This window comes from Chitinophaga sp. W3I9, assembly GCF_050434025.1.
Lineage (GTDB): Bacteria > Bacteroidota > Bacteroidia > Chitinophagales > Chitinophagaceae > Chitinophaga.
The window spans coordinates 4,613,469-4,639,529 of the sequence record NZ_JBNPWC010000001.1 but is presented as its reverse complement, the minus strand read 5'-3'; the positions used below and the strand labels follow the sequence as shown (position 1 = coordinate 4,639,529).

The following is a 26,061-nucleotide window of genomic DNA, read 5'->3' as shown; positions in this document are numbered from 1 at the left end:
ATATCATTATGCGATTATTCAAAAAACATATAGCCTTTACCGTTATCAGCAGCATTTTGCTTGTTTCCTGCGGCAATAAACAAACACCTGCTACTGCAGATGTGCATGATCATGAAGAGGAACCTGGTGTTGTAGAGCTGACTCACGCACAATTTAAAACAGCAGGTATTACTTATGGTAAACCAGAGAACCGGCAGATCAGTGGCGCCGTGAAAGTAAATGGTTTGCTGGATGTACCGCCGCAGCAACAGGTAAGCATTTCGGTACCAATGGGTGGATTTATAAAGCAAACCAGTTTATTACAGGGAATGCCGGTGAAGCAGGGGCAGGTAATTGCAGTGCTGGAAAACCTCGACTACATCCAGTTGCAACAGGATTACCTGGAAGTAAGCAGCCAGCTTGAGTATGCAACAAAGGAACACGACCGCCAGCAGGAGTTGGCCAAAGAAAATGTAAACGCCCTGAAAACGCTGCAACAAGCCAAAGCCAGCTGGCAAACCCTGCAGGCCAAAGAGAGTGGACTCAGGCAAAAACTGTCGGTGCTGAATATTAACCTCCCTGCCCTGCAAAAAGGAACCATTCAGCGTACGGTTAATATATATGCGCCTATCAGTGGCTATGTAACACAGGTGAACGTTAACCTGGGCCAGTTTGTAACGCCTGCGGATATCCTTTTCCGCATTGTGAATACGGAACATCTGCATGCGGAGCTGACGGTGTTTGAAAAAGATGTGCCCCGGTTAAAGATCGGTCAGCTGGTACGTTTCACGCTGGCTAATGAAACTAAGCCGCGTACCGCTACTGTTCACCTGATTGGCCGTGAAATCAGTCCCCAACGTACGGTAAGGGTGCATTGCCACCTGGAGGAGGAAGATACACAGTTGCTGCCAGGTACTTATCTCCAAGCCATGATTGAAACCGGCGCCGCTGCCGTAAAGGCGCTGCCTGATGCCGCCCTTGTGGATTTCGACAACAAAGCGTACGTGTTCGTAAAAAAACCGGGAACAGACAGCACCTTTCATTTCAATATGCTGGAGGTTAAAAAAGGAAACAGTGAACTGGGTTATACCGAAGTAGTTTTCCCGGAAGAGGCGCCGGACGGGGATGTGGTGATAACAGGCGCCTATGATCTGCTGGCTAAGTTGAAAAACAGCGGAGAACATGAAGGGCATTAGGCAGTGATCCGTCTTATTAATTTAAATAATTTCATATATTTGAAATTATTAATTGATGAGAAAATGAACTATTTGAGATGGTCCGTTCTTTTAGGGGCTTTACTGATCAGCAGTTTCGCCATAGCCCAGGTACCAGTCGTAACACTGGGACCGGACTTCGCCGAGCCGGGAGATGGCTGGGATAAACTGCTGCAATTAAGGAATGGTAACACGGTGTACCTGCATTTCTCCAAAAAGGACGGGCTACTGGTAAATATTTACGACACCGCCCGGGCCCTGAAAGTAGCTGATACAGTACATGCCAGTCAATGGAATGCGGCAGACCTGGAGTCTACTGAAATAGATGGCATCTTTGAAATAAACGGTCAGCCGGTACTTTTTTTACAACAACTGGTAAAATATAATCCCGTGATGTACCGTCTGATACTGGATGGTGAAACAGGGAAACTGCTCCGGGAAGATAAACTGGGAGAGCTGCCCAGCGTACAGCACCGCAGCGTATTTGTAGATGATAATCTCGCTTCCCATGATATGTATGTAGAGAAAGATGTCAACAGCGATTACTATGCTGTGGCTTTATTTTTGGGAGCGCCTGTTCAGAAAAACGACAGTGTTCGCGAACGCATCCGGATCATGCATTTTTCACCCGGGCATGAATTAATTAACAGTGGGTTGTTTTACCTACCGGATTCTTCGTATAGCTATTTCAGTTATATTGATATGGTGGTGAAAGGAAAGGAAAAAGTATACATGGGTACAGTGGGTTTTAACGCCAAACGAAAAGATGGTGACGCAGGGGCGAAGGTGATCTTCTCCATGTTATCGCCCGATTCGGCTACCTTTGCACACGAGGTGCTGGATTATACTGCCGGCTTTGGAAATGTTGGTGGAGAAATCCAGGTGGCTGCTTCACAGCTGCGGATGCTGCTTTATGTGTCTCCCCAACAAAAAGACGGGTATTCCGGCATCATCATGAACACTTTCCGGGAATCTACCGGTAAGCTGAAGAAACATGTGCAGTTGTCGTTTCCGGAGCTCTCCCGTAATGTACAGCAGAACCTCAGTTACAAAGAAGAATACAGCGGTACACCACAACGGTTATACCTGAACGAAGACGGAAGCAGCACGTTGCTGATGGAAAGTTTCTCGTTTTTTAAACAAGGTAACTCACAGCTGAATAAATTACACACGAATCTGGGAGATATCGGGATTGCTTTACTGGATACGGCGGGAAGGGAAAACTCCACACTGGCCGTTTCAAAATACCAGGTGCTCACCGGTGTTTGTGAGCCTTTCCAGTTGCAGCGTCGCAGTAAAAGTGAGTGGGTGTTCCGCAATAAAATCGCCGCATTGAATACCAACACCTGGTTGTCGTACGACTATATCCCTTCGCCGGATGTATCGTTTGTGCTTTTCAATGACTATCTCCAATACCTCGACACCGGCGGACAGGATAAAGTTCGTAAACCCCTGAAATACGCGGCAGACGCGAATTTTGTCTGCTACCGTTTTTATAAAGGAAAGATGGACCGGTTATTTCTTTTCGGCGCGCCGGAAGTAACAAAAGGATATGCCTGTATGATGGGTGCGGCGGATTATAATGCACAAACACGCACATATGCTACGGTACTGATTTCGCGCAAGGGCCTGGAGAAAAAAGCAAATATTGCGTGGATAAAGTTTTAGTTGCAGTCTTTAGGTTTGTTCAAAGACTGGTCCATCCTTCAGGAATGACTCCCGTCCGGAATTGGTTAACCGCGTTGTGCGCCAACCTTGTTGGCTCAGGTAAACGGTAGCCTTTTATGCACTGCATAAGGGTCTCCGCACTGCCCGGAATATCTGTCAGATGGCCGGGTGACACAAAAATGGGCGCCACATTGGTTTTACTCCGCAGTACATAGCCCAGTTGTTGTCCCTGTTTATCCGTTAACGGGGTACGGCTGCCCCTCTCCATACCAGGTTCTTCATAAACACCAAACAGCTTTTTCTTGGCGCTGCCAATGGTGGGCTGTTGTGTAAGCACTCCAAAATGACTGGCGATACCCATACGGCGCGGATGCGCAATACCATGACCATCCACCACCAGTATATCCGGTTTTACGGGCAGTTGCGCCCAGGCATCCAGCAGGGCGGGAACTTCCCGGAAGGCGAGGAAACCGGGAACATAAGGGAACAATACTTCTTTTTTTACAAGACTGTAGCCAACCGGTTTTAGCGATGGAAATTCCATCATTACAATACCAGCGTATACAGTAGTACTGAATTTATTGAAAGAAATATCTGCTCCGGCTACATAGTTTATAGGGCCGTTGTACGGTGTTATTTTTACGGAGTCACGTAATTCCTTTTGTATAACAGTGGCTTCCGGAACGGTGAGTTCATTGTAATTGATCATGGATTCCGTTATTTGATCTGCTCAGAAAAGGGTTAACTGGTCGCCGCCTTTGGGTGCAGGAGGTTTTACAGCTTTCCCGAAAACGGTTCTGCCACCATATTTCCACGAATCGCGGCGTTCCTGTTCTATCACGTTCTCAAAATTGCTGTTCGGTTCAAAATCTTTTTCAATCTGCAGGGAAAGCGCCGACAGCTTTTTGATGGCATCCTTCTTATCCGATTCCCCGATCTTAGCTTTGTGCAGCGCTTCTTTCAGGGTATGAATGGTTTCATCATAAATGCGAGTGGGCACCGGGAAAGGGTGACCATCCTTTCCGCCGTGTGCAAACGAAAAGCGGGCGGGATCCCCAAACCGGGAAGGGGTGCCATGAATCACTTCACTCACCAGTGTAAGCGATTGCAGCGTTCTCGGGCCTACGCCTTCGAGCATCAGGAGGGTTTCAAAATCCGCAGGGTTGGTATCATGCGCCAGGGCGAGCACGCTTCCCAGCCTTTTCAGGTTCACGTTTTCCGCTCTCACATCATGATGGGAGGGCATCACAAGATTACGTATTTCGGGCAGCAGGTGCACCGGTTTTTCTTTTGTAAGCTGAAGGATGCCGCTTTTGGTAGCACCGGCCTGTAAGTCGGTGAGATTGAGGATTCTGCCCTGGTTGCGCCCATAAATAAAAGTATGCGGCGCTTCTGTATACGACTGAAAGGCGGACGAATGCCAGTGGTAACGACGGGCCATACTGCTGGCATCATTCATTCCCTGTTGCACTACCGCCCATTCGCCGTCATCTGATAAAATGAAGGAATGCAGATATAGCTGGAAGCCATCCTGAACAGCGGTATTATCTACTTTGGCGGTGAGCTTGCTGCTGTACACGAGCTGGTCGCCGGGTAAGCCGGTTTTGTTGGCAATGGCGGTGAGTTCAGCAGGTGTTTGTTTACTGTAGCGGCCTTTGCCACCGCAGATATAGATACCCAGTTCAGCAGAACGGGGATTGATCGCTTTTTTCAGCGCGCCCATTACGCTGGTGGTAATTCCTGATGAATGCCAGTCCATGCCCAGCACACAGCCCAGTGCCTGGAACCAGCAGGGATCGCTGAGCCGTTTGATCACTTCTCCTTTACCGTAATCGGTTACAATAGCCTCTACAATAGCGCCGCCCAGAAGGCTCATCCGCTTGGCCAGCCAGGGCGGAACCTGGCCGTAATGTAAAGGCAGATCTGCATATGATGGCATAATAATCAATTAAAAATCTTACGATGGGTTTGCCTGTATCTCGTATTGGGAGATAAATGGGTTCGTCAGCAGGAAGTTATCAAACTGCTCCATACTTTCTTTGCTGCCCCGTACCGCGTAATTCACTTCCACAATATGTTCCTTTCTCACGACCATCATTCTTTTATGCTTCAGTTTAAAATCATGTAGGATATTTTCAACATCCATATGTGGAAATTTTTCTTCATGAAAAAAAATTGTGTAATAACGTTTAACATTTATATCCGCAATTTTTCTTTCTACAAATTCCAGTGTAACCAATACAATCAGCGCACCGGCAAGAGCTGAAGCGGCCAGCCAGTACTGGCTCATACCAACGGCCATACCAATAGCGGCAGCAATCCATATAGATGCCGCAGTAGTAATTCCATCTATCGTATAATCGCCTTTAAAAATAACGCCTGCACCAATGAAACCCACGCCGGTAAGGATATTGGAGGCTACGCGATCTGCTGAATGAGGATATCCCAACTCTGCAGATAGGATGGTGAATACAGTGCTGCTCATGCATATGAGGGTCATGGTACGCATACCAGCAGCCTTTCGTTTATACTCTCTTTCAAGACCCAGCAATGCACCCATCACCAACGCTATCAACACTTTCAGTATCTGGTCTTCTTCTATGATATGCAATACATCTTTCATCGTTTCAAAATATATACTTACAAATGTACGTGTTGGCACAATTCTTTCCTTTATCAATTGTAACAGCATATTGAACTGTTTGCTTTAATGCCTGTTACGAATGAAATTTATCACCATAAAAAAGATCAACATGGAAGCTTTTTTCTATAAATCATGTGTAGTCCTCTGTTTAACCGGGATGCTGAGCCTTTTCCTGTTTGCCTGTAACAGTTCCAAAGAAGCCAGTCGTGAAGCCGATTCCGCTGCGGTATCTATGCCTGCGGTAGACAGTACCAGTGTTATACCCGTAGACACTACTAAAACCAAACCGGATTCAACCCAGCGGTAAGCTGTAACGCTTGTTTAGGGACAACGCTTTGTTAACTGATAAATGAATTACCTCACCCTTAAACATTCAGTTTATGAAAGTAACACACATGCTCATGCTGGCGGGTATATCGGTTGTAATGCTCGCTGCATGCGGAAACGGCAATAAATCCGGAACCGATTCAACGGTAAATACAATGGATACAGCCGGTATGATACAGCAGGACACCGTGCCTGCGGCACAAATGCCTCCCGGAGCTATTAACCCAGGGGAAGATTCTTCCCGTTTTGGGACCGGTGCCGCAGATTCATCCAAGAACAGACCACGGCCTTAGCCGCACTTATAATGCCTCTGGTATTTGTTTTTCCGGCAAGGGAAAGGCAATCCCCGGAGGCATTATAAATTTTATCCCGCTTTTTGCAATATATTTGGATACGTTTCGTCTACCTCTATTAATAAAGACTATATCCGAATGCAAAACGACACCACACCCCCGGCACCAAAGCAACCCATAAAGGTAGCCGCTCTGAAAAAAACATTCCGCCTGTTCCGTTATGTAAAACCCTACTGGCCTGAGTTTTCGTTAGGTTTTATTTTCCTCCTGGTTTCCAGTTTAGCCGGCCTGGCCTTTCCGAAATTGCTGGGCAACCTGGTAGATCCGAAAAGTAATGAATACCTGTTTAACGGTATGAACAAAGCTGGCGTATTGCTGATTGGCGTACTGATAGCACAGGCTATCTTCTCTTTTTTTCGCGTTGTATTATTCGTTAATGTAACAGAAAAAACGTTGGCCACGCTTCGTCAAACTATTTATAGTCACCTGATTCGCCTGCCGATGAAATTTTTCCTGGAAAGAAGGGTGGGAGAGCTTAGCAGCCGTATTTCCTCAGATATTTCTTTATTACAGGAAACTTTTACGACCACCCTGGCGGAATTTATCCGGCAGATCATCATCATCATTGGAGGTGTGGTTATTTTACTGGTCACCTCGCCTCATCTGACCATCTTTATGCTGGCCATATTGCCGCTGATGATGGTAGTCGCCGTGGTTTTCGGGAAATTTATCCGCCGTTTTTCCAAACAGGTGCAGGAACAGGTAGCAGCTTCCAACACAGTAGTGGAGGAAACACTGCAGGGTGTTTTGAACGTGAAGGCTTTTGCGAATGAATTTTTTGAAATTGCCCGCTACCGCCAACGCACCAATGAAGCCGCCAGGCTGGGTATGAAAAGCGGAAAATTCCGCGGCGCTTTTTCTTCCTTTATTATCATGGGTATTTTTGGCGCACTGGTAGCAGTGATCTGGAGGGGCGTTTCCATCGGGATGCCTACTTCCGACCTTCTGTCATTTGTGTTGTATTCCCTGTTTATCGGCGGTTCCATCGCGGGTTTAGCGGAAGTATATACCAATCTGCAGAAGAGCATTGGCGCTACCGAACACCTGCTGGAAATACTGGATGAACCGGCAGAAGATATCAGCCAGGTAACGGCCATTGCGCCGGAAAACCAGCTGGACGGGCAGATCAGCTTCCGCAATGTGTCTTTTCATTATCCTTCCCGCCCGGACCTTACCATTATGAACGATGTATCGTTTGATGTGTATGCCGATCAGAAAGTGGCGTTGGTAGGCCCCAGCGGTGCGGGGAAAAGCACCATCGTGTCCTTGCTGTTACGCCTGTACGATCCGGTAAACGGCAGCATCCTGTTTGACGGCAAGGAAAGCACTGCCTTTCCGCTGTCGCAGCTCCGTTCGCAAATGGCAGTAGTGCCCCAGGACGTGTTCCTTTTTGGTGGTACCATCGCAGAAAATATCGCTTACGGCAAGCCCGGCGCCACACCCGAAGAAATGGAGGAAGCCGCGAAAAAGGCCAATGCCTGGGAATTCATACAGCGGTTCCCGTTAGGTCTTCAAACGGTAGTAGGGGAAAGAGGCATTCAACTCTCCGGCGGACAGCGCCAACGTATTGCTATTGCTAGGGCGGTATTGAAAAACCCCCGCATCCTGATACTGGATGAAGCCACTTCCGCATTGGACTCCGAATCGGAAAAACTGGTGCAGGACGCGCTGGACAAGCTGATGGAAGGCCGCACATCAATCGTAATCGCGCACCGCCTCGCCACCGTACGCCAGGCCGACAAAATAATCGTGCTTGACAAAGGCCATATCGTAGAAGAAGGCACCCACAGCGAATTAATAGGCCTGGACGGCCTATACCGGACACTGAGCGATATGCAGTTTGCGAGCTAACCCGCGCGGATTTTGTTTTTCTCGCTGATTACGCTGATTATGCTGATTACTTTGATTTTTACTTTTGGATTTTTTTTAGATTGATAATTAAGGGAGATAAGAGCGAATATATCCGCTGCTATCTCCCTTAATCCTTTATAAAATCCAAAAGTAAAAATCAAAGTAATCAGCGTAATCAGCGAGAAAGACAACATCCGCGACGATCCCCCGCTACATGTAGGGTCTCATTTCTTCGTCGATGTCTTTACGCAGGTCCATTAGCTTTTTGGCATAGCCTTCCATGCTGATTTCGTTGGCAGTTTGTGGCGTCCACTTGGGAACGGGTACGGTTTTGCCGTGATCATCCACTGCGGCAAAAACCATGACGCAGTGCGTGGTTTTTGATTTCTGTTGCTGACGGGGATTGCCTGCAAATACATCAATAGAAATATGCATGCTGGTATTGCCGGTATAAATGATCTTTGCATCTATTTCCACCAGGTCGCCGATGGCGATGGGTTTAAAAAAACGGATACCCCCTACATATACCGTAACGGCGTATTGCCCGCTCCAGTTGGCAGCACAGGTATAACCTGCCTGGTCAATCCACTTCATAACAGAACCGCCATGTACTTTCCCGCCGAAGTTTACGTCTGACGGCTCCGCAAGGAACCGCAGGGTGATAGTGTGATAAATAGAATCCATAAGTGTTGTTTGCAACGACAAAATACGAATTAAAAATTATCACCTCCCCCCATTTCTCCGTTGTTGTTTTCTTTGGACTTGTTATTCTTTCTTTTAAAAAGATGCGTGTCCATTTTACCAAAGCGCCAGGTAGCATTGAGCCTCAGCTCCCGGGTGGCGCGTTTGCGGTAATTTTCCTGCTCGGAAAAGCTGGTCGTGGTATAGGTAAGATTGCGATCGGTATTGAATATATCTGCGATCCCCAGGGAAATAGACAACGCTTTATTTTTAAGCAGGTCCTTTTTAATGGCAGCATCGGCCGACCATTTGGGCTCTCTTTCGCCCTGTGGCAGGATTTGTTTGGATTCATATTCGGCGCTTACCTGTAGCGTAAGGTTCCACGGCAGTTTGGTGTTGCTGTTCAATTTACCAAACCAGGTAAGGCCCTGGTTGGAGAGATTGCTGCCATTACTGGTGGCGTCGATCTTTGTCTGCGCCAGGTTTACGTTGGTGGTCAGGTCCCATATTTCTGTGAGCTGGCTTCTCAATGTAAATTCCGCACCATATGAATTCCGGGTGCTGGCATTAATAGGATAGGAGAGCAATACGTGCTGGTCCTGCCCATTCAGGTTCAGGGTAGTATCTACATAGAAATCAGTAATGGCGTTGTTGGTATTGCGGTAGTATAAGGATACCAGCAGGTTGTGTTTATGCGCAATATCTTTCAGATAAGACAATTCAAAGGAGTTCGTGAACTCCGGTTTCAGCTGCGGATTACCGGTATTGGCGCTTTGCCCGCTGTAGTCGATGGTTGGCAGGAGATCACGGAACCACGGCCGGCGGATCCGGCGGCTATAGTTCAGTTGCAGCTCATGATCGCCTTTAAATTTCTGCGACAGGAAAATGCTAGGGAACAGGCTGATCGGATAATTGATCTTATAGGAAGATTTCTCTCCCAGTCTTGTTTCTCCGTCGTAGTTCGATTGTTCCGCCCTTAAGCCAACCTGGTAGCCGAAATTATCTTTGGCGCCGGTGTAGCTTACATAGCCCGCATTGATCTGTTCCTGGTAATGATAGCTATTAGAGAGCGCGGTATCCAGTGAGAAATCGCCGGAAGGATAATTCTGTCCGTAGGTATTGGTGAAATTATCAAACTTGCGGGTGTTGCTGCGCAGCCCCATTTCTATCTTGGATTTTTCTGTCAGCGGTTTTACATAATCCACCTGCGCAGTAATATATTTAGTAGTTCCTTCTCCGCTGCCATAGCGCAATTCAGGCTTTTTAGGATCATAGATCGGTTGCCCGGAAAGATCAAAATACTGCAGGGAGTAATTGGAACTATTGTCGCCGGTGGCGTAGTTATAGGTGAAATCTGCGGTCAGCTCTTCACCTTCTTTGGCAAACGTATGCTTGTAACCCAGCTGTGTAGTGTAGTTACGGAATCCGTTTAAGGTATTGTTGATACCTGTACCATAGCGTACTTTTTGTTGCTTATCGTCCAGTTCATTCAATATTTGATTATTGTACCGGTTGAAATTACCGCCGGTAATGTTTTCAGATACGGTGATGGTGTTACGGTTATCGATAAACCAATCGAACCCGATGCGGCCGGTCTGGAATTTCCGGTAGAAGTCACCATCTTCCAGTTGCTCTGTATACGAGGTGCTATCAGCGCCCAGGTTCTTACGGAAAAGGCGGCTGGTCATGGGAGATTTGCGATTGCGGAAATTATAATTTATGAAGAAGTTGAACTTCTCCTGGCGCAGGTTGAAGTCGATGCCGCCATTGGTGCTGCCGAGGGAGGTCACACCGGCATTTACGGCGCCATTGATCCCTGCTTTCTTATTTTTCTTCAATACAATGTTGAGGATACCGCTCATTCCTTCTGCGTCGTACTTGGCAGAAGGGTTGGTAACCACTTCGATGTTCTGGATGGCATCGGCCGGGATCTGGTCCAATGTGAGGGTAGAGGGGCGTCCGTCAATAAAGATGGTAGGAGCGCCGTTGCGCACGGTTACATTTCCGTCGATGTCTACATTCACGGAGGGCACCTGTTTCAGTACATCGGTGGCAGTACCGCCGATACTGGCCAGGTTCTTTTCTACATTAAATACTCTTTTATCAATGGCCATTGTAAAGGCCGGTTTCTCGCCTACTACATTCACGGCGGCAAGTGATTTTACATTCGCCTTCAGCTTGATGTTACCGATGTCTACACTGCTGGTTTTAGCCGACAGCACCGCTGATTTATATATGGTTTCGTAACCGATGAAATTAATCTTCAGGATATATTTATTCAGTGCAATGTTTTCGAAACTGAAGTCCCCGTTGGTTTTGGAGAGCATACCTGTCTGCACGGAGGAGTCGGGACGCAGCAACGCTACAGATGCGTACTCAATAGGTTTACCGGTTTGTGCGTCCAGCAGTTTGCCGTAGATAACGCCCGTACTGGCGGGGGCGGCCTTTCCACCCGGTTGTTGCGCCACAGCAGTAATACAAAACAATAACAGCCAGCCTGTAATTAACGATACAATTTTTCTCATAATAGCTTCCAACAATTTATAGCCCTGTAAAATTACCTTTTATGAATGAAGAATTGACTGTTTTTAGGATGAAAGGTTGGTTGGAACCCTTTACAGTCCGCTGTTTCAACTACAGGATTGCACAGAGTCCCTTGTGGTAGCCGGTTACAGAAAATATGCAGAGAAAATACCACAAGTGTTAATTAGTGTTAAGCCTGGTTTGTAACCGGTGTAATTGAGTGGAGGCCAACGCATAGCATACGCTAAATTTTGTGGATAAAAAAGAGGTCAATACAAGTTTATCGTTTCCATTGTATTACAGAGCAACGTATCTTTACAGCCAGCTGTTGCGTTATTTTAATTTTTTTATATGCATAAGGATTACCGACCGGACTGGGATATTTATACGTGCCATATTGAAGAAAGTCCAGCAGTAATAGGCCTTGACCTTGATCTGAGACGATTTGCGCCATTAAAGGAAAAGCCGAATGCCATATATATAACAGTGTATCTTAACAATCCACGTGAGGACGGATTCCCGCAGAACGATGAATTTGCCGTCATGGGTGAAATTGAGGATAGTTTGGTAGAGCAACTGCAAACCAAACTGGATGCGCATTTTGTAGGCCGCACTTTTTCAAATGGCGTACGTGATTTTTACTTTTATTCAGGCACCACTTTGCTGCATGATAAATTCATTGCGGATGCAATGATTAATTTTCCTGATTACCGTTACGACTACGGCGTAAAGGAAGATAATAACTGGGAACTATATTTTGATTTTCTCTTTCCTGATGTGTACGAGTTTCAGCGCATTCAAAACAGAAAGGTACTTCGTATGTTGCGCCAGCATGGAGATGCTTCAGAAAAGGAACGTATCATTGAGCATTGGATTCACTTCAGAACAGAAGAAGATAAAATTGCTTACTGGGAACACATCAAGGAAAATGGCTTTGCGCTGGCCCGGGAAGAGAAAACAGATAATCCAGAATTCCCTTATAAATTATGTATTTCCCGCTTGGACAAAGCCAGTGAAGCCACCATCGATAGTGTGGTAATGAGCCTTTGGGAACTGGCCCAGCAGGTAAATGCAGAATACGATGGCTGGGAAACCAGCATCATGAAGTAGTTGCGGATGTTGTCTGACTCAGGATTACGCTGATTATACTGATTAGTTTGATTTTTACTTTTGGATTTTATAACTGATTTTAAAAGAGTGGAGGCAGTATCCTCCTTATCTTCCAAATCTAAGTTGATCAAATCAATAAAATCAGCATAATCAACGTAATCCGGCTCCAAGACAATTTACAACCGCCGAAGGCGGTTCAGCTCCTATTTCCGCAGCAGTCCTGTCAGTAAAGAAATAGCAAATAACACCAGGAAAATGTAAAACAGAATCTTGGCGATAGATGCTGCTCCGGCGGCAATGCCTCCGAAACCAAATACTGCTGCGATAATAGCGACGATAAAAAAGATGAGTGCCCAGCGTAACATAACTAAAACTTTAAGGTGAACAATAATATCTGTAACACTTTTCCAGGTAATCCGTTCAATTTTACACAATTATCATTCCGGTAAGTACAATAATTGCAGTTGCTGCTATTTCATTTTTTTTCGATATACTTGTTACCTGCTGCTAGAATTGAGGAATTATTTCAAAATATGGCCTACACTAACTGTCTTATGCTGGCTGATTGGCCTGCATAGTCCTGTCTGTTTATACGCAGAAGGCCAACAGTCACCGCTCGCAGCGGACACTGTCCCCCATAAAAGTAGTGGCCTCTTCAAAAAAATCGGGGAATACCGCGATTCCATGCGTAACAAAGAGTACCGGCAATCGCTCATAAAACGCATTACCAAACAGGATGTTCAGGCACATTCCAATGATAACGACAGCACCATCATCAAAAGTGAGGCGTATTTTACCCCCTTTGCGGGCAAAGTGATCAGAAATATCTACTATAGGAAAGTAAAGGTTTTCGGTCCGCGCAACATCAATGATACCACTTTCACCACCAGCATGAAGCTGATCCACCTGGCCAACCGGATGCACTACGATTCCAGGGAATGGGTGATCCGGCAGTCGTTGTTCTTCCGGGAGAATCAGCCCCTGGATCCCTTTGAAATGGCCGATAACGAACGTTACCTGCGTAACCGGCCTTTTATACAGGATGCCCGTTTATATGTAAAAAATAACGACGGCGATTCAATCGATGTGGAAGTAGTTACGAAAGATCTCTTTGAATATGGCGTAGACATCTCGCAGTTCAGTGCAAAAGACATCAGGGCCAGCGTATCCAACAACGACCTGTTTGGCGCCGGGCAGGGACTCCGGGTCGGAATGCAGTGGCGCTCCGATTATTCTCCCACCTGGAACACGGAAGTAAGGTACACGAAATATAACCTCCTGGGATCTTTTATAGATGTGAGCCTGGGCTATACTACCCTGAATAACTATGCCCAGCTGGATACCAACGCCTTTGAAGGAGCGGTATTTATTAATCTCAACAAACCATTGTACCGCAATTCCGCCAAACTGGTGGGCGGTTTTGCCCTGTCGAAGAACTGGTCCATTAATATCCGGGGTTCACTGCCCGAAAACGGCGACAGCATTTACCGCGACTATGTTTACGCAGTAATAGATGGTTGGATCGGGTATAACTTTATCAATAATTATAAACACGACGGGACCATCGGGAAGAAGCCCAACTTCGCGGTGCTGGCCAGGCACTATAATTTATCCTTTCAGCGAAAGCCGGATCAGTTGCGGTATAAAGACGATCCCGTTTATAATAACCACCGTCTTTACCTGGCAGAACTACAGGCTTACCGCATTGATTATTTTAAAGCCCACTATTTTTTCGGCTTTGGCCGCACAGAGGATATTCCCCTGGGATATAACATCAGCGCCACCAGCGGCTGGGAAAGCTGGAAGGATCGTCGGAGGATCTACACCGGTATTGAAGCGCAGAAATTCTGGACCACCAGGAACCAGGGCCTCTTTAATTCTACCATCGGGCTGAGTACTTTCTGGCTTAATAATGCCTGGGAAGACGGCGTAATACATGCCCGTCTTGAATATTACAGCAAGTTGCTGAATATCCGGAAATCACGGTTCCGGCAGTTTCTGAACGCCGACTACCTCAACAGCCCCAACCCGTTTTTTAATAAGCCGCTCAACATTAATATGGAATACGGCATCTGGGGGTATAAGAATACCATGATCAACGGCTATCAGCGCCTGAACCTGGGATCGGAAACCGTGTACTACAGCCCCCTGAAATTCCTGGGCTTCAAATTTAATTTCTTTACAGCGCTCCAGGCATCTATGATCACCAATAAAAGTGATGACCTGTTCCGCAATCCGGTTTACCTCGGACTGGGAGGCGGCTTCCGGGTACGCAATGAAAACCTCTCTTTGAACACCATCAAAGTTTCCGGCTATTATTATCCCAATGCGCCGGCCCCCATGAAAAAGCTGATGCTGGAAATTACTACCATCGTTGATTTTCGTTTTGACGTATCTGCACTGCGCGCGCCTACGGTGCTGAACTTCCGCTAAAATCATGTGGAGGAAACCCCTTCATTCCGTAAATTTATAGTACTAAACCTTTGTGTCATGGAATGGAAGAATGAACTCACCCGTATGCTGGGGATCACTTATCCGTTGATACAGGCGCCCATGCTGGGGATCACTACACCCGCCATGGTAGCTGCTGTGAGCAACAGCGGCGGAATGGGTTCCTTGCCGGTAGGAGGGCTGCCTCCGGAAAAAATAACAGCGCTGATCCGGGAGGTAAAGGGATTAACACAACAACCGTTTGCCGTAAACCTCTTTGTTTATGAGCCTGCAGCGCATTACGACCGGAAAATATTTGATGATATGCAGGAGTTCCTGCAATTCCTGTATGGCGCCAACAGGCTTGCCGCTGCACCGGTGAATTTCGATGAAGTACCTTTTTATTCCTGGAGGGACCAGCTTCCCGTTATCCTGGCAGCAGGCATAAAACATGTGAGCTTTACATTTGGCATGCCTGATGAAGCCGGATTCAGGCTGCTGAAGGAGCATCATGTGCTGCTGATGGGAACGGCCACCTCGGTGGAAGAAGCGACCATACTCGCTTCGGCAGGCACTGATGTGGTGATCGCACAAGGTATTGAAGCCGGCGGCCACCGCGGCTCTTTCCTGCCGGGAAACCTGCCGCAAACGGGCACATTCGCGCTGGTGCCTCAGATTGCTGATCGTGTGCACGTGCCCGTTATAGCAGCCGGCGGAATAATGGATGGCAGGGGAGTAGCCGCTGCAAAAATGCTGGGCGCCGCTGGCGTTCAATTGGGCAGCCTGTTCCTCAGAGCCCACGAAAGCCTTGCTACACCTGCACATAAAGCCGCATTGGCCGATATAACGGATACGGATACACTACTTACGCGGGCAGTCTCCGGTCGTTGGGCAAGGGGCGTTCGTAATACATTGATCACAGAAATAGAAGCATCCGGGTTACCCATTAATGAATATCCTTACCAGGATGCGTTAACGCAGCCCATCCGTAGAGTAGCGAAGGAACTGGATAACCCTGCGTTTGTAAATATGTGGGCCGGACAGGCAGCCGGAAAGGCGCGTGCCTGGAGCACGGCAGATATTTTCGCAGAGCTGGTCCGTGAAACAGCCTTGATCTTTAATAAGTGATGCGTTGGAAAATACCGGGATAATCTGTTACAATATCGTTTTCATCAAACGGTAATGCTGCTGTAAAATCTGTGGATACATTATCATACAGGTATTCCTGCTGGCCTGTGCGGGTATAACGTTGCTGCACTTTCTGCAATTCAAATTCCGGCAGGTTGATATACAGCATATCCAGCAGTTTACTTTCCTGCAACTCAAACTGCAGGCGTTTCACCGGCAGGGTATTCGTGAAAGGAGTCAGCGAAATATCAATGTCGATACAGTTATCAAATGCATCTATATGGTTATTATCTTTATCAAACCAATGCCCATGCAGGTCGGAGGTAAGCTTTAGCTCTGTTGGCGTAAGCCCTTCCTGTTTAATGTGAAAGGAAGACACCTGCCAGGATGCGGTGATCTCTATTTTATAATGAATACAAAATGGTTGCTGATCCCTTACTCCGTTGATACAACCAGTGGCGAGCCTCCCCGTTCCATTTTCCTGCAATGTAAAATATTCAGTTGCCGGCCATAATAATGCCTGCCATATAATGGGTTGCATGCGTTAGTTTTTTATAGTCGATGATTTTATTTTAATGATCACCAGTTTTGATGTTGGCGTATTACTCTTATCTGCTACGCTGTCTACCGGCACCAGCACATTGGTTTCCGGGAAATAGGTAGCAGTACATTTTTCAGGTATGTGATAAGATACAATAATGAAGCCATATGCTACGCGCTCTTTACCACCGTGATAATTATAGAGATCCACCACATCGCCCGGGTGAAATCCGGCGGCAGCAATATCAGCAGGATGCATGAATATTACGCGCCGCTCATGATATACGCCACGGTAACGGTCGTCCAGCCCGTATATAGTGGTATTGAACTGATCGTGGCTGCGGATGGTCATCATCATATACTCGTCGATGGCCAGTGGCGTGGTGAGTACTTCTGCAATATTGAAATTAGCTTTGCCGCTGTAGGTATTGAACTGTCCGTCGCGTGCGCCGTTGGGCAGGTAGAATCCTCCCGGATGTCTTACCCTTTTATTGTAATTATCGAAGCCCGGAATTACTTTTTCTATATCGTTGCGGATATGGTCGTAGTGTCGCGTATAGTCCGCCCAGGGTACGCGCGATTTTTCGCCCAGCAAGGCCATAGCCAGTTCGCAGATAATAACAGGTTCACTTTTCAGATGGGTGGATACCGGTTGCAGGTTGCCTTTGGACATCTGAATGACGCCCATAGAATTTTCGCAGGTCACAAATTGCTGCTCGCCGTATTGGAGGTCTTTATCGCTGCGACCGAAACAGGGCAGTATCAGGGCTTCTTTGCCGTGCACAACATGACTGCGGTTTAATTTCGTAGATACGTGAACGGTAAGGTCGCAGTTACGCAGTGCCTGCGCGGTATACAGGGTATCTGGTGTAGCCGAAAGAAAGTTGCCGCCCATCGCCATAAACACTTTGGCATCTCCGCGGTGCATGGCGTTGATGGCATTCACCACATCATAGCCGTGTGCTCTTGGCGGCTGAAATCCATATACAGCGCCAATTTTGTCGAGGAAGGCGGCGGATGGTTGCTCGTAAATGCCCATGGTCCGGTCGCCCTGCACGTTGCTGTGCCCGCGTACCGGGCAGGTGCCTGCTCCTGGTTTACCGATACTGCCTTTCAGCAGGAGGAGGTTCACCACTTCGCGGATAGTGTCTACTGCGTTTTTATGTTGGGTAAGTCCCATTGCCCAGCAGGCAATGATCTTCTTTTTATGGAACAGAGCTTGTGCGGCCTGGTGTATCAATTCCGGCGCTGCGCCGCTGTCGGCGATCAGTTGCGGGAGCGACTGCGTTTTCAGATGGTCGATATAACCATTGTAGCCGAGGGTGTTTGCGGCTATAAATTCCTGGTCAAATACGCTGCCGGGTATACGTTCTTCTTCCTGCAACAGCAGCAGCGACAAGGCTTTCAGCAGGGCCATATCTCCATTGATCTTTACCTGCAGAAAAATGTCCGTGAGATGTGTTTTAATGTTTAATACTCCCTTAACGGTTTGTGGATTCAGAAAATTCAGCAGGCCGGTTTCGGGTAAAGGGTTTACAGATATGATGGTAGCGCCGCTGGCTTTTGCCTTTTGTAAAGCCGTGAGCATGCGCGGATGGTTAGTTCCGGGATTTTGTCCCAGTATAATAAGCACTTCTGCCTCATGTATATCTTCCAGGGTAACAGATCCTTTGCCTATCCCTACTGCATCACTCAGCGCTACGCCACTGGATTCGTGGCACATATTGGAACAGTCGGGGAGGTTGTTGGTGCCGTATTCCCGGACCATCAACTGGTACAGGAAAGCCGCTTCGTTACTGGTTCTCCCCGAGGTATAAAATACAGCTTCATCCGGTGAGGGTAATTTATGAAGATGACCGGCAATGATTTTGTAGGCGTCTGCCCAGGCGATGGGTGTATAATGTTTGGCGCCGGGCGCGAGGTACATGGGTTGGGCTATCCTTCCTTTTTTGCCTATTTCGTAATCCGTTAATTCACCGAGTTCCGCGATGCTGTGCTGTGCAAAGAAGTCCGGCAGCAGCTTTTTGGTAGTAGCTTCTTCGGCAACAGCTTTGGCGCCGTTCTCGCAATATTCTGCGATGCCGGATCTTTCGTCATCCGGATCAGGCCATGCGCAGCCCGGGCAGTCGAATCCATCTTTCTGGTTAAGCTCCAGCAGGGCTTTCATTCCGCGGAAGGCATTCATTTCCTCCAGGATGTGCCGCATACTGGACACTACTGCAGGGATGCCTGCGGCTACTTGTTTGGGAGGTCCCAGTCTGATACCGGTGAACCGCACCGGGTTTTCTGCACTATCCATAAAGGTGAATTTATATTACGTCAATTCTTTCTGCTCCGCTGTAAATATTAAAACGTTGGTCTTTCAGAAAGCCGAGCAGTGTGATATTCCATTCGACGGCCATTTTTACCGCCATGCTGGAAGGTGCGCCTATGGCTGCAATAACAGGTATTCCCGCCATAGCGGCTTTCTGTATCAGTTCAAATCCTGCACGTCCGCTGAGCAGCAGGACACATTGGTCCAGCGGCGTTAATGGTTGCTGAAGAGCTGCGCCAATAAGCTTATCCACCGCATTGTGGCGGCCGATATCTTCCCGCAGCAAGAGTAATTCCATATTGCTGTTGAAAAGTGCAGCAGCATGTAGTCCGCCGGTAGATGCAAACAGCGCCTGTTCATTTCTTAGTATGGCGGGCAGTCCGAATAAATTCCCGGCGGAGAGGCAAAGGGTGCCATTACTAACGGAAACGCCTGTATGAATGGATGCTATATCCGTTTTGCCACATACCCCACAGGCGGCCGTGGCGGCAAAATTCCGCTGGGTACCGCCAAGTTGCGCCACTATGGACGGTTTTAGGTGAACGGTGGCAACGCTGCCGTTATTATCTTCCGACAAAATAATTTCCTGGATAGCAGCCTGGTCACGGATCACCCCTTCGGTAAAGAGGAAGCCGGCAGCCAGTTCCATATCTTCACCGGGCGTACGCATGGTAACGGAAATATTCTGTTGCCGGCGGTTATGGGAAGGCCCATGCACCAGTCTTATTTCGAGTGGATCTTCTGTCGCGAGTGTATCACAGGCATCTGTAATACTTCCGGCGGCTACTTTTTTTACGCGGGTATGAACAACAGCATTTGTCATACTCAAAATTACACTTTCACTACCATCTTACCGCTGTTTCTTCCTGAAAATAATCCGAGTAATGCTGCGGGCAGATGATCAAATCCTTCTTCCACGGTTTCGGTATATTTTATTTTTCCTGCCTTCACCCATTCGGACAGCTGTTTGAAGCCTTCGCCAAACCTGCTGGCGTAGTTACCGATAATGAAGCCCTGCATGAGAATGCTCCGGGTTACCATAATAGGCTGGATACGTGGGCCCATAGGCACTTCTGTGGAATTATATAAGGCAATCTGCCCGCATAGCGGCACCCGGGCAAAGAAGTTGAGCTGTTTGATCACCGCATCGGAAATATCGCCACCTACGTTGTCGAAATAAATATCCACGCCGTTGGGGCAGGCCGCCGCCACTGCGGCTTCTATGTTGGTGTTACCTTTGTAATCGATGGCGGCATCGAAATTAAAAGTATCTGTCAGCAGTTTTACCTTTTCAGCGCCGCCTGCAATACCTACCGCGCGGCAGCCCATTATTTTTGCAATTTGTCCTACAATGATGCCCACAGCGCCGGCGGCGCCGGATACCACCACGGTTTCCCCGGGTTTGGGCTTGCCGATATCTGTCATGCCAAAGTAGGCGGTTAACCCCGGCACGCCAAGGAGACCGAGATAATAAGTAAGCGGGATGCTGTCGTCAATTTTACGCAGGTGCCCGGCGGGGAATATAGCCGCCGTTGCCCAGGGCAGGAAGGGGCGGGGGCCGCTGCTCATTACTTTATCACCGGCTTTAAACAGGGCGCTTTTGGTGTGTGTTACTTCCGCCACGCCGCCGCTTTCAATGGGTTCGCCTACCTGGAACGGGGGAATATAGGACCTGGCGTCGTTCATACGGCCACGCATATACGGATCTACAGAAAAGTACAGTGGTTTTACCATTACTTCATCTTCCTGGAGTTTCCGGTAAGATGGCATCTACTATTTCAAAGTTGCCGGCTACAGGTAATCCTTTTGGTCTGGCGGCGAGCAGGATCTGCTTTATTTTCATATGCGCGGGTGTTTATAGAAGTGAGGAATGGCAATGATTATTTAACAGGTAAAAAATGCTTTTGTTTACCCGGGGAGAAAAGAGTGGAATTATCAATGAAAAATGTACATTCGGGTAAGAATTTTCACCCCTTAAATTTAAAATCTACTATGCGTCTTGATGATGAAGAAATGAGCGAAAACGTCGAGAAACGGTCCGGTGGCGGCATGCGCAAGATCGGCGTTGGCGGCGGCATTGGCACCCTTGTCATTATAGTGCTGGCATTGATCTTTAAACAGGACCCGCAGCAGGTAATGCAGGCTGTTCAACAGGTAGCCCCAGGCCAGGAGCAGGCGGGAACATCTGAAAAACTTACGAAGGAAAATGCAAGTCCTTTTGAGGTCATGTCTTCTAAAGTTCTCCGCAGTACCGAAAGGGTATGGAAGCAGGGATTCCAGGAGCGCAACAAAACCTATGAAGTACCCGGTATGGTGTCTTTTGAAAAAGGTACCAATTCCGGCTGCGGCTTTGCGGAATCAGCTATGGGCCCATTTTATTGCCCGGCCGACCGTAAAGTATACCTGGACGTTTCTTTCTTTAATGAACTGGAGCAACAATTTGGCGTAAAGGGCGATTTCTCAAAGGCTTATGTGATTGCACATGAAGTAGGGCATCACGTACAGAACCTGTTGGGCATCAGCGATAAATTACAATCCATGCGTTCCCGGCTAAGCGAAAAAGAATACAATAAATTATCGGTGATGCTGGAGCTGCAGGCAGATTTCCTTGCGGGCGTATGGGCTAACCGTGCCAATAAAATCAAACCTTTCCTGGATCCGGGAGATATAGAATCCGGGTTGAATGCCGCCAGCGCGGTAGGCGACGACCGCCTGCAGCAGGCCAGCACCGGCCAGGTAGTGCCGGATGCCTTTACGCACGGAACGTCCGAACAAAGGATGTTCTGGTTTAAGAAAGGCTTTGAATCCGGGAATGTGGCCGACGGCGACACGGGCATCGGCCTGGGTAACTGGTAGGCGAGGGGGTTCCGGATTTGCGTAACTGCTGGTGCAGGTACACAAATCCGGAAACGGTGCATCGTTAAATATTCAGCATTTCCTTTGCCAGTTCGATCATCCTTGGATCACCGGTATATTTCCCGTTTATATCAGACAACTTCACTACAGGCGACCACCGGGTAGCATCTTCGGGCAGGGCTTCATACATTTTTATTACAATATTCAGGGCCGTTAACCCTACGTCGTTGGTAAAATTGGTACCAATGCCAAACGACATCCCGATCTTTCCCCGGCAGTAAGCGGCTATATCCGCTACTTTCTCATAATTGAGGCCATCTGAGAAAATGATGGTTTTGCTGAGCGGATCCACGTTTTTACCTTTATAATGCGCAATAGTGCAGTCTGCAAACAAGAGTGGATCGCCGCTGTCGTGCCGCACCCCATCAAACAGCCGGGCGAATTTCTTGTCGAACTGCTCAAAAAAAACAGGAGTGGTGTAGGTATCTGAAAGCGCAATTCCCAGATCCCCGCGGTATACCTGTACCCAGTTTTCCAATCCAAGCATGTTGGCCATTTTAAAGCCGTATTTGGCCGCATGAAACATAAACCATTCATGGGCGTGGGTGCCCACAGGCTTTACCCCGTTACGCATGGCCAGGTGTACATTGCTGGTGCCAATAAAACAACCTGTTCCATATTCACGCAGCGTTTTCACCACCAGCTTATGAACGGCGAGGGAATGCCGGCGCCGGGTGCCAAAATCCGCGATGGTGATATCCATCTCTTTATATTTTTCAATCTTCCCACGGGTAATGCGGATCACTTCTTCATCGGCTACCCGCTGCTGGCCGGTAAGTTGGTAATAGAGTTCGCAGATGAGCGACATCAGCGGCACTTCCCAAAGGATAGTGCGGTACCAGTAGCCATCGGCATGTACTTCCAGGTGTTCGCCCTGTTGTGCAATATGAATTTCGGCCGGATCATAACGGTAGCCCTGCAGGAAATCAAGGTAGGTGGGGTCGAGGTAAGGACAGGTAACAGCCAGGTAATCCTTTTCCTCAGGGGTAAGCTGCAGTTGCTGCATGTTATTCACCGCTTCACGGAGGGCTTCGGCAAAGCCCGGCGGAAAGGCATGCTGTCCCCGGTTAATGAACGTATAACGGGCACGGGCCTTCGGGAATAATTTGACAACGCCATGCTGCATGGTAAATTTATAGAAATCGTTATCAAGAAGCGAAGTAAGGATCATATTTGGCGTTTAGATTCACAATAAAATTATATTTTTGCATTTAATCATATTCTCACTTACCATGAAGCAGATTAAAGTTAAATGGCCCCTTAACCCACAAGAAACCATATTATTCAAAATTGATGCAGTGTACATGAAGACCAGGTTCAATGCAAAACAAGGTACACTGTATATTACAAACGAGAGAATTGTTCTTGAAGCCAAACCAATGGTGATGATTTTGTTATTTGGTGTCATTGGTTGGTTGCTTTCCCGTAAAAAAATTACCCTGGAATTTCCGTTATCTGATATAACAGATTTCAGAAGAGGTAAACAGGGCTTTAACAAAAGAATTGCCGAGTTCGACCTGATAGATGGCCGCAATATACGCATCGGCATTTCCGGTAAATGGGAACTTTTTGATGCTGCTTACCAGAAAGCAATGATAGACGTACAGCCTTTATTCAGTGTAAAATAATTCAGAGTTTATTACCGCAGTATTTGCAGAAGTCCGCATTGGCATCGTGTCCTTCACGCATGCAATGCGGACAAACTCTGCGATCTACATCATCGCGACTGCGTATCCTGCTCATCTCCACCGTCACTATCCCTGTAGGTACTGCTATAATTGCATAACCCATTATCATGATGAGCGCTGAAAACGCTTGCCCCATTGGCGTTACAGGCGCAATGTCCCCGTACCCCACCGTGGTGAGCGTAACCACCGCCCAGTACACACTTACCGGTATGCTGGTGAACCCTGAATTATGGTCAGACTCTATCACATACATAATAGCGCCTAATACAACGGTCAACAATCCAATAAAAAAGAGGAAAACAAATATTTTACGCTGGCTTTGTTGTAGCGCCAGCGACAGTTGTTTGCTTTCGTTCAGGAAGGGGACCAGTTTAAATATCCTGAAGATCCGCATGAGCCGTAGTATCCGGATGGTGAGCAGGAAGTGCGCACCACCATAAAAAGCTTCCACATAGGTAGGCAGGATGCAGAGCAGGTCAACAAGCCCGTAGAAGCTCGTAATATATGCCTTCGGACGGTAACTGCACCAAACCCGGAAGAGATATTCCAGCGTGAAAATAATAGTGAATACCCATTCCAATATATGAAACAGGTGTCCGAATTTCTCCTGCAAAGGCGCCACGCTTTCCATCATTACAATAACAACACTGATCAGAATAGCAACAAGGAGGATAATATCGAACGCCCGGCCGGCCGGTGTGCTCGCCTCAAAAATAATGTTATGCCATTTCTCCTGGAAGGGAGTAAGTTCGCGCCTGCTATCGTTAGTCATCCTGTTGAGTTATGTACTTAAAACAAAAGCAGGTTAGTTTATGTTTAGTGAAAACTTTTATAATAATATCAAAAGATGATTAACGGCTTTTCCTATCTTTAACATATGCTAACCGGAATTTTAATAAATTTATTTGAGCGGGATCTCAGCAAACTCGAGGAGGAGATTGCCGCATATGAAACAGCTGCCGGCATCTGGCAGGTTCCTCCCGGTATAACAAATCCCGCCGGGAATCTTTGTCTGCATCTCTGTGGTAACCTGCAGCATTATATAGGCGCGGTATTGGGTAAGACGGGCTATGTCCGCAACAGGGACCTGGAGTTCAGCGACAGGAACGTACCCACGGAAGATCTGCTGGTGCTGATCAGTTCCACGCGTCGTGTAATCCTTACCGTTATAGCAGGTTTAACAGCAGAAGATCTTGAAAAAACATATCCGGAAAAGGTTTTTTCAGGAACGATGTCTACCGGCCATTTCCTCGTACATCTGAGTACACATCTTAATTATCATCTCGGACAAATAAATTATCACCGCCGATTAACCCAGTCGTGATCCCATGAATGCCTTCCTGAATAATTTCATTAAAGTATACCAGCAACTGAAATGGCTGGTATGGCCATTTGTCTTGTTAGTCATTACTGTGCTGGTAATGCGGCTGGTAGTAAGTCGCCAGGATGCTTATTTTTTCATTAATAAACTGCATACGCCGGCGGGCGACTTCCTATTTCCCCGGATAACAGAGCTGGGAAGCGTTGCCGCAGCGGTTCTCATTTCATTATTGCTGCTGGTCATTAATAGGCGGGCAGGCGTTATGCTGGCCACCGCGTACCTGTTTACCGCCGCTATCAGTTTTACACTGAAAGCATTGATTGGCTTTCCCCGCCCTCACCGTTATTTTGCCAGCCGTTTACAGGAAATTTATTTTGTACCAGGCGTATCGGTACTTGATAATTTCAGAAGCTTTCCTTCAGGACACAGCGTATGTGCATTCACTGCTGCCACCGTGCTTTCCTATTATGCAAAGAATAAGTACTGGTCGCTGTTATACCTGGCGCTGGCCATGCTGGTGGGATATTCCCGGATGTATATGAGCCAGCATTTCCTGGAAGATGTGACCGCCGGCGCTACGCTGGGCGTTTTCTTTTCTATGGTATGGTTAAGCATCTTCAGGGGCAAAACAGCACAACTGTCAGGACAATAAATCTTTTTTGTCTTCCATTTCCTGTATCAGCGAGTCCTGGTGCTGCCTGAGCATTTCATTATATAATTTTGCGGGAGATGTGGTATCAGTATTTTTTTCTTTGTGCCACACAGGGGCAGGGGTGTACCGTGCCCACAGTATTTCATACCCGATGTAAATCTGGTGCTTACCATCCCTGACATGATCCGTATGTCCCAGCCGCCGTTCCTCTCCGGGAGCAAGATTTTCAATGAGGCGGGCCTGGTGCGTGGTACCCATAGTGGTAGTGATCACCTGGTCAATTGCCACAGTCATAAACCGGCTGTCCGACAGGTTCTTCACGCTGCGGAGGTATTTGGATACGCTGAATACACTATTGGAAACGCCTACTATCCTGACGGCATGGATGGCATCTTCACCTGCGACAGGCTTTGGCCTCTTTTCCTTGAAGGCCGCGCCGCGGAAGCTTTGGGTACGGAAATGAATGTACCACAACAGGAAAAAAAAGAAAATGATTACCGGAACGTACATAATTAACAGCTTTTGAGGAGGGGATTATTAAACAGGGCATCAGTCTTATTTTGAGTCGCTTGCAGGTCACGGGGCTTTTATTTTATCATATTGATAATGCTAAAATAAGCGGTCTTGCACAGGTAAATGTAAATTCTATGTTAATGAAAGCATGATATTTTTACACAGATCGATGGGTTTCCACAGGTACTTTTGCAAAAATGAACATTTTT

At 47.4% G+C, this 26,061-nt stretch carries 25 protein-coding genes; 12 read left to right on the top strand and 13 right to left on the bottom strand.

The features are described from left to right. Nucleotides 1-8: 8 nt before the first annotated feature. Complete coding sequence (locus tag QFZ51_RS18930; RefSeq protein ID WP_429048004.1) at nucleotides 9-1,175, top strand: efflux RND transporter periplasmic adaptor subunit; 1,167 nt, start codon at nucleotides 9-11, stop codon at nucleotides 1,173-1,175. A gap of 63 nt (nucleotides 1,176-1,238) precedes the next feature. Further along, nucleotides 1,239-2,861, top strand: coding sequence for a hypothetical protein (locus QFZ51_RS18925; RefSeq protein ID WP_429048003.1), 1,623 nt, complete (start codon nucleotides 1,239-1,241; stop codon nucleotides 2,859-2,861). A gap of 19 nt (nucleotides 2,862-2,880) precedes the next feature. Here the strand turns inward: QFZ51_RS18925 and nfi are convergent, their stop codons facing one another. The 3 genes from nfi to QFZ51_RS18910 are packed head-to-tail and all read right to left on the bottom strand — an operon-like array spanning nucleotide 2,881 to nucleotide 5,553. Further along, entirely contained in the window at nucleotides 2,881-3,570 is a 690-nt protein-coding gene (nfi, locus tag QFZ51_RS18920) for a deoxyribonuclease V (protein ID WP_429048002.1), read from the bottom strand. Nucleotides 3,571-3,591: 21 nt separating this feature from the next. Further along, on the bottom strand, nucleotides 3,592-4,800 hold the full coding sequence (locus QFZ51_RS18915; protein ID WP_429048000.1) for a DUF763 domain-containing protein: 1,209 nt from the start codon (nucleotides 4,798-4,800) through the stop codon (nucleotides 3,592-3,594). An 18-nt stretch (nucleotides 4,801-4,818) separates the two neighbouring features. Beyond that, nucleotides 4,819-5,553, bottom strand: a complete 735-nt coding sequence (locus QFZ51_RS18910; RefSeq protein ID WP_429047999.1) for an MgtC/SapB family protein — start codon at nucleotides 5,551-5,553, stop codon at nucleotides 4,819-4,821. Between the two features lie 61 nt (nucleotides 5,554-5,614). Between QFZ51_RS18910 and QFZ51_RS18905 the strand changes: the two genes are divergently transcribed. From QFZ51_RS18905 to QFZ51_RS18895, 3 genes are all read left to right on the top strand, one after another. Further along, nucleotides 5,615-5,812, top strand: coding sequence for a hypothetical protein (locus QFZ51_RS18905; protein ID WP_429047997.1), 198 nt, complete (start codon nucleotides 5,615-5,617; stop codon nucleotides 5,810-5,812). A gap of 73 nt (nucleotides 5,813-5,885) precedes the next feature. Next, nucleotides 5,886-6,125, top strand: a complete 240-nt coding sequence (locus QFZ51_RS18900; RefSeq protein WP_429047995.1) for a hypothetical protein — start codon at nucleotides 5,886-5,888, stop codon at nucleotides 6,123-6,125. A 138-nt stretch (nucleotides 6,126-6,263) separates the two neighbouring features. Continuing rightward, on the top strand, nucleotides 6,264-8,036 hold the full coding sequence (locus tag QFZ51_RS18895) for an ABC transporter ATP-binding protein (protein ID WP_429047994.1): 1,773 nt from the start codon (nucleotides 6,264-6,266) through the stop codon (nucleotides 8,034-8,036). Between the two features lie 210 nt (nucleotides 8,037-8,246). On the opposite strand, the gene QFZ51_RS18890 is transcribed toward QFZ51_RS18895, so the two are convergent. Further along, entirely contained in the window at nucleotides 8,247-8,720 is a 474-nt protein-coding gene (locus QFZ51_RS18890) for an acyl-CoA thioesterase (protein WP_370913091.1), read from the bottom strand. 29 nt (nucleotides 8,721-8,749) lie between these two features. After that, nucleotides 8,750-11,242, bottom strand: coding sequence for a TonB-dependent receptor domain-containing protein (locus QFZ51_RS18885; protein WP_429047992.1), 2,493 nt, complete (start codon nucleotides 11,240-11,242; stop codon nucleotides 8,750-8,752). 349 nt (nucleotides 11,243-11,591) lie between these two features. Between QFZ51_RS18885 and QFZ51_RS18880 the strand changes: the two genes are divergently transcribed. Continuing rightward, a complete protein-coding gene (locus QFZ51_RS18880) occupies nucleotides 11,592-12,350 on the top strand; it encodes a DUF695 domain-containing protein (protein WP_429047990.1) in 759 nt (252 codons plus the stop codon). Between the two features lie 203 nt (nucleotides 12,351-12,553). Here the strand turns inward: QFZ51_RS18880 and QFZ51_RS18875 are convergent, their stop codons facing one another. Then, the gene (locus tag QFZ51_RS18875; protein WP_079471907.1) at nucleotides 12,554-12,715 is read right to left on the bottom strand and encodes a DUF1328 domain-containing protein; all 162 of its coding nucleotides are present in this window, start codon (nucleotides 12,713-12,715) and stop codon (nucleotides 12,554-12,556) included. A 319-nt stretch (nucleotides 12,716-13,034) separates the two neighbouring features. On the opposite strand from QFZ51_RS18875, the gene QFZ51_RS18870 reads away from it, so the two are divergent. Together QFZ51_RS18870 and QFZ51_RS18865 are read left to right on the top strand one after the other, a co-directional pair. Continuing rightward, a complete protein-coding gene (locus tag QFZ51_RS18870) occupies nucleotides 13,035-14,783 on the top strand; it encodes a hypothetical protein (protein ID WP_429047988.1) in 1,749 nt (582 codons plus the stop codon). 57 nt (nucleotides 14,784-14,840) lie between these two features. Further along, nucleotides 14,841-15,908, top strand: coding sequence for an NAD(P)H-dependent flavin oxidoreductase (locus QFZ51_RS18865; RefSeq protein WP_429047987.1), 1,068 nt, complete (start codon nucleotides 14,841-14,843; stop codon nucleotides 15,906-15,908). On the opposite strand, the gene QFZ51_RS18860 is transcribed toward QFZ51_RS18865, so the two are convergent. From QFZ51_RS18860 to QFZ51_RS18845, 4 genes are read right to left on the bottom strand one after another with little or no spacing between them, the layout of a single operon-like run. After that, nucleotides 15,898-16,449, bottom strand: coding sequence for a putative glycolipid-binding domain-containing protein (locus QFZ51_RS18860; RefSeq protein WP_429047986.1), 552 nt, complete (start codon nucleotides 16,447-16,449; stop codon nucleotides 15,898-15,900). The two genes, QFZ51_RS18865 and QFZ51_RS18860, sit on opposite strands and share 11 nt — an antisense overlap. A gap of 3 nt (nucleotides 16,450-16,452) precedes the next feature. Further along, complete coding sequence (locus QFZ51_RS18855) at nucleotides 16,453-18,747, bottom strand: FdhF/YdeP family oxidoreductase (RefSeq protein ID WP_429047985.1); 2,295 nt, start codon at nucleotides 18,745-18,747, stop codon at nucleotides 16,453-16,455. 10 nt (nucleotides 18,748-18,757) lie between these two features. Further along, nucleotides 18,758-19,585 carry a formate dehydrogenase accessory sulfurtransferase FdhD gene (fdhD, locus tag QFZ51_RS18850; RefSeq protein WP_429047984.1) on the bottom strand — a complete coding sequence of 276 codons (828 nt, stop codon included), beginning with the start codon at nucleotides 19,583-19,585 and terminating at the stop codon, nucleotides 18,758-18,760. Between the two features lie 8 nt (nucleotides 19,586-19,593). Then, nucleotides 19,594-20,532, bottom strand: coding sequence for an NADP-dependent oxidoreductase (locus QFZ51_RS18845; protein ID WP_429047982.1), 939 nt, complete (start codon nucleotides 20,530-20,532; stop codon nucleotides 19,594-19,596). Nucleotides 20,533-20,754: 222 nt separating this feature from the next. Between QFZ51_RS18845 and ypfJ the strand changes: the two genes are divergently transcribed. Continuing rightward, nucleotides 20,755-21,618, top strand: a complete 864-nt coding sequence (gene ypfJ, locus QFZ51_RS18840) for a KPN_02809 family neutral zinc metallopeptidase (protein ID WP_370913082.1) — start codon at nucleotides 20,755-20,757, stop codon at nucleotides 21,616-21,618. A 64-nt stretch (nucleotides 21,619-21,682) separates the two neighbouring features. On the opposite strand, the gene pncB is transcribed toward ypfJ, so the two are convergent. Further along, nucleotides 21,683-22,849 carry a nicotinate phosphoribosyltransferase gene (pncB, locus tag QFZ51_RS18835; protein WP_429047979.1) on the bottom strand — a complete coding sequence of 389 codons (1,167 nt, stop codon included), beginning with the start codon at nucleotides 22,847-22,849 and terminating at the stop codon, nucleotides 21,683-21,685. A 133-nt stretch (nucleotides 22,850-22,982) separates the two neighbouring features. Here pncB and QFZ51_RS18830 point away from each other — a divergent pair, with 133 nt between their 5' ends. After that, the gene (locus tag QFZ51_RS18830; protein WP_429047978.1) at nucleotides 22,983-23,306 is read left to right on the top strand and encodes a hypothetical protein; all 324 of its coding nucleotides are present in this window, start codon (nucleotides 22,983-22,985) and stop codon (nucleotides 23,304-23,306) included. Between the two features lies 1 nt (nucleotide 23,307). Here QFZ51_RS18830 and QFZ51_RS18825 read toward each other — a convergent pair whose 3' ends face one another. Beyond that, the gene (locus tag QFZ51_RS18825) at nucleotides 23,308-24,138 is read right to left on the bottom strand and encodes an ion transporter (protein ID WP_429047976.1); all 831 of its coding nucleotides are present in this window, start codon (nucleotides 24,136-24,138) and stop codon (nucleotides 23,308-23,310) included. Nucleotides 24,139-24,243: 105 nt separating this feature from the next. Here QFZ51_RS18825 and QFZ51_RS18820 point away from each other — a divergent pair, with 105 nt between their 5' ends. Next, nucleotides 24,244-24,690: a DinB family protein gene (locus QFZ51_RS18820; protein WP_429047975.1), complete on the top strand. Its 447-nt coding sequence runs from the start codon at nucleotides 24,244-24,246 to the stop codon at nucleotides 24,688-24,690. A 4-nt stretch (nucleotides 24,691-24,694) separates the two neighbouring features. Then, a complete protein-coding gene (locus QFZ51_RS18815; protein ID WP_429047973.1) occupies nucleotides 24,695-25,339 on the top strand; it encodes a phosphatase PAP2 family protein in 645 nt (214 codons plus the stop codon). Here QFZ51_RS18815 and QFZ51_RS18810 read toward each other — a convergent pair. Continuing rightward, a complete protein-coding gene (locus QFZ51_RS18810) occupies nucleotides 25,328-25,849 on the bottom strand; it encodes a hypothetical protein (protein ID WP_429047971.1) in 522 nt (173 codons plus the stop codon). The genes QFZ51_RS18815 and QFZ51_RS18810 overlap by 12 nt on opposite strands. Between the last annotated feature and the right edge of the window lie 212 nt (nucleotides 25,850-26,061).

Excerpts from the sequence above, each read along its gene's own strand:
- QFZ51_RS18930 (WP_429048004.1), top strand. The coding sequence starts at position 9 with ATGCGATTATTCAAAAAACATATAGCCTTTACCGTTATCAGCAGCATT.
- QFZ51_RS18925 (WP_429048003.1), top strand. The coding sequence starts at position 1,239 with ATGAACTATTTGAGATGGTCCGTTCTTTTAGGGGCTTTACTGATCAGC.
- nfi (WP_429048002.1), bottom strand. The coding sequence starts at position 3,570 with ATGATCAATTACAATGAACTCACCGTTCCGGAAGCCACTGTTATACAA.
- QFZ51_RS18915 (WP_429048000.1), bottom strand. The coding sequence starts at position 4,800 with ATGCCATCATATGCAGATCTGCCTTTACATTACGGCCAGGTTCCGCCC.
- QFZ51_RS18910 (WP_429047999.1), bottom strand. The coding sequence starts at position 5,553 with ATGCTGTTACAATTGATAAAGGAAAGAATTGTGCCAACACGTACATTT.
- QFZ51_RS18905 (WP_429047997.1), top strand. The coding sequence starts at position 5,615 with ATGGAAGCTTTTTTCTATAAATCATGTGTAGTCCTCTGTTTAACCGGG.
- QFZ51_RS18900 (WP_429047995.1), top strand. The coding sequence starts at position 5,886 with ATGAAAGTAACACACATGCTCATGCTGGCGGGTATATCGGTTGTAATG.
- QFZ51_RS18895 (WP_429047994.1), top strand. The coding sequence starts at position 6,264 with ATGCAAAACGACACCACACCCCCGGCACCAAAGCAACCCATAAAGGTA.
- QFZ51_RS18890 (WP_370913091.1), bottom strand. The coding sequence starts at position 8,720 with ATGGATTCTATTTATCACACTATCACCCTGCGGTTCCTTGCGGAGCCG.
- QFZ51_RS18885 (WP_429047992.1), bottom strand. The coding sequence starts at position 11,242 with ATGAGAAAAATTGTATCGTTAATTACAGGCTGGCTGTTATTGTTTTGT.
- QFZ51_RS18880 (WP_429047990.1), top strand. The coding sequence starts at position 11,592 with ATGCATAAGGATTACCGACCGGACTGGGATATTTATACGTGCCATATT.
- QFZ51_RS18875 (WP_079471907.1), bottom strand. The coding sequence starts at position 12,715 with ATGTTACGCTGGGCACTCATCTTTTTTATCGTCGCTATTATCGCAGCA.
- QFZ51_RS18870 (WP_429047988.1), top strand. The coding sequence starts at position 13,035 with ATGCGTAACAAAGAGTACCGGCAATCGCTCATAAAACGCATTACCAAA.
- QFZ51_RS18865 (WP_429047987.1), top strand. The coding sequence starts at position 14,841 with ATGGAATGGAAGAATGAACTCACCCGTATGCTGGGGATCACTTATCCG.
- QFZ51_RS18860 (WP_429047986.1), bottom strand. The coding sequence starts at position 16,449 with ATGCAACCCATTATATGGCAGGCATTATTATGGCCGGCAACTGAATAT.
- QFZ51_RS18855 (WP_429047985.1), bottom strand. The coding sequence starts at position 18,747 with ATGGATAGTGCAGAAAACCCGGTGCGGTTCACCGGTATCAGACTGGGA.
- fdhD (WP_429047984.1), bottom strand. The coding sequence starts at position 19,585 with ATGACAAATGCTGTTGTTCATACCCGCGTAAAAAAAGTAGCCGCCGGA.
- QFZ51_RS18845 (WP_429047982.1), bottom strand. The coding sequence starts at position 20,532 with ATGCCATCTTACCGGAAACTCCAGGAAGATGAAGTAATGGTAAAACCA.
- ypfJ (WP_370913082.1), top strand. The coding sequence starts at position 20,755 with ATGCGTCTTGATGATGAAGAAATGAGCGAAAACGTCGAGAAACGGTCC.
- pncB (WP_429047979.1), bottom strand. The coding sequence starts at position 22,849 with ATGATCCTTACTTCGCTTCTTGATAACGATTTCTATAAATTTACCATG.
- QFZ51_RS18830 (WP_429047978.1), top strand. The coding sequence starts at position 22,983 with ATGAAGACCAGGTTCAATGCAAAACAAGGTACACTGTATATTACAAAC.
- QFZ51_RS18825 (WP_429047976.1), bottom strand. The coding sequence starts at position 24,138 with ATGACTAACGATAGCAGGCGCGAACTTACTCCCTTCCAGGAGAAATGG.
- QFZ51_RS18820 (WP_429047975.1), top strand. The coding sequence starts at position 24,244 with ATGCTAACCGGAATTTTAATAAATTTATTTGAGCGGGATCTCAGCAAA.
- QFZ51_RS18815 (WP_429047973.1), top strand. The coding sequence starts at position 24,695 with ATGAATGCCTTCCTGAATAATTTCATTAAAGTATACCAGCAACTGAAA.
- QFZ51_RS18810 (WP_429047971.1), bottom strand. The coding sequence starts at position 25,849 with ATGTACGTTCCGGTAATCATTTTCTTTTTTTTCCTGTTGTGGTACATT.